Here is a 2,371-nt window from a genome sequence, read left to right on the forward strand (position 1 = left end):
CTTCTTCATGTTCGTCTTCTTCTCCGAAAACGAACTTTACTAGAATCCGGCTGGCCCTGTTTGCAGGGGGCATGTCACTCGCACACCGGGCCAACCGCGCGCAACATGGCTACATACCCCCGGAGTGCGCTTATGAAACCGACCCGCCGTTGTTTTGCCTGTGGCAACGCTTTTCACCCTCTTCTCCAGGTGCCCAATCAGCGATATTGCTCGGCGCCGGGGTGTCAGCGCGAGCGCAGGCGGCGCTGGCAACGTTAGCATCTGCTCAGCGACTCCGACTTTCGCGACAACCACTGTTGCAGGCCCTGTTCAGAAGCCTGAGATTCGGCCGATATATCGGGATATAGTCACTGAGTCGCCAATCTACCAATTATGCAAGCCGAGTCACATTGGTTCGTCAAGGACCTTCTAACAGTCATTACCCTGCTCGGTGTCTTCTATAACATGCAAGAAGGTCGAGACAGCAACCCCATCATACATAAAGCGATTTCAGTAATTGAGAACCGGTACGACCGACTCAACACCTGGATGATCCAGTCGTCCGAATCGCAGATTGTTGCGGGGTTGTGGGTTGTGACCAAATGGGTATGCATCACCTGCATGGTCCTATTGATGGCTGGCGCGAAAATATATCCCCACCCCACACAGGTCTACAGGTCTCTTGCATATGCTGTCGTCGGTTCGCTATTCATCTTCTCCGTTTGCAACCGGCACCTCGCCGGCGACCGACATTTCGATTGGAGGCCTCTTAAGTGGGGAGTGCTTGCGGCGTTGCTGCTTCTCGTAACATCCGCATTTTTTCAATTTTCCGACACAGCGATTGCGCGCACGGTTTCAACCTCGCTAGAGCAAACACCATTGAACTGGCCATTTTGGCTTGAGAAGGCCTATCTTCCCCTCATCATTGGCGGCACGGGCGCCGTAGCGCTTGTTACCATCGGTCTCACTTTCGTCGTCGCACAGGCTTTGCCCTCTCTTCTCGGTCGACTCGCACTCCGACTAACGTTGCGATCAATGAAGGGGCTGGCCACATTAATTGCCTGGCTCGATCCGCAACGCAAATTCGCATGGTTCATGTTTTTCGTTTGCGCGGGTATGCAGCTCATATCCAATCACTTATAGCCAAGCTGACGATATCGACCGTGCTCTGTTCGTTTCTCATTCGGACGCTTCGAGGACGCCCTCCTTCACCCGTACCGCTTCCCTGATTGGCCTCTCGCAATTAGTCAACGAATCTCCCACTCCTTTGACTCAGGGAAACGAGATAGTGGTCGGAAGCGAGGACATACGCCGTGCAACGAACTCGGTCAAATTCTCCTGCAGCCAACTGCCGAGCCGGCTCGGAACGTCGTGGGTTGCTTTCAGCGTGGCGGTTCCGTCGCTATAGATAAAGTCTTTGTGATTGCGGACCAAACGACCGGCACATACGACATCCACAAGAAACATGTCCCCCAAGTAGCAGCTCCGTATGTGTTCTCGTTGTGCTTGGTATACATCGATATACGTCTTTCTTTGCGTCTCGATCTCGTAAATCTCTGCCGCAAGGAAGAGCAAGAAGAGTCCATCTCGGCATTTCCGGTAGGTCAACGGATCGCTGATGGCCAGGCGAAAGCAATCGACCGAAAAGTCATTCGATTTCCGCGCAACCAGAAAGAAGTGCTCGTAGTCGTGCGCGTCAAAATCCAGAATGTCTCCGATCGCATCTAGTTCGTAAAAATCGGGCCAAACTGGAAGTATCACATTGAGCTGCTCTCCGTTAGCGCCGGCGCGCGCTACGAGATCATACGCACCACGCAGGCTACGTCGCCAGTCAGTCGTTTTCTCCATGCCGGGAGCACCACTGTATATGTGGTCGTACGCGCCTTCAATCCAATCACCGCTGACCCAGAACTGTTCGGCGACGTATTGGATCATTTCTCTGCTGGAGGCTTCGGCGAGGCTCAGACTGTTCGAGTAGATAGTGCGAGTCATGCCGAACGACTGCAGTGCCTGCACTGCGTCGGTGGTCCTGACATCGTGCGCTGATAGAAGGCTGCGCAGATGCTGTCCTGGCCGATCAGCGTCAAGCAAATAAGGGCGGATTGCAGATCCAATTTCCGCCTCCAGCCTGTTGCACGCAGCTTCCAGCTTTTCCGAATTCGCCTGTGCGACCAAGATCCTAAACAGATCCCCCAAGTCGTAAATGTCTCGATCCGGATCAAAATCAAACGTCCCCCTCGATCTGGTGATTTGCTGGTTATCGTAGTTTTTTTGTTTGTCCCGAAGAGCGATGAATTTCAGCGCCGAATACGTCCTTGTATTGACCCAGTGAAAACCTGCTCAAGTCATAATCGAGGAAAAGACGATGAGCAAGGCGATGGAAGAAGACATC

General features: G+C 53.2%; 2 protein-coding genes. One reads left to right on the forward strand and one right to left on the reverse strand.

Going from position 1 to position 2,371, the window contains the following annotated elements; translation table 11 throughout:
• Positions 1–372: 372 nt before the first annotated feature.
• Positions 373–1,122 (forward strand): hypothetical protein, encoded by a 750-nt coding sequence (locus tag PAN31108_RS26145; protein WP_150671650.1) that lies wholly within the window; start codon positions 373–375, stop codon positions 1,120–1,122.
• A gap of 129 nt (positions 1,123–1,251) precedes the next feature.
• Here the strand turns inward: PAN31108_RS26145 and PAN31108_RS26150 are convergent, their stop codons facing one another.
• Entirely contained in the window at positions 1,252–2,175 is a 924-nt protein-coding gene (locus PAN31108_RS26150) for a hypothetical protein (protein ID WP_150671651.1), read from the reverse strand.
• Positions 2,176–2,371: the final 196 nt, after the last annotated feature.

The organism is Pandoraea anhela (assembly GCF_902459655.1).
Lineage (GTDB): Bacteria > Pseudomonadota > Gammaproteobacteria > Burkholderiales > Burkholderiaceae > Pandoraea > Pandoraea anhela.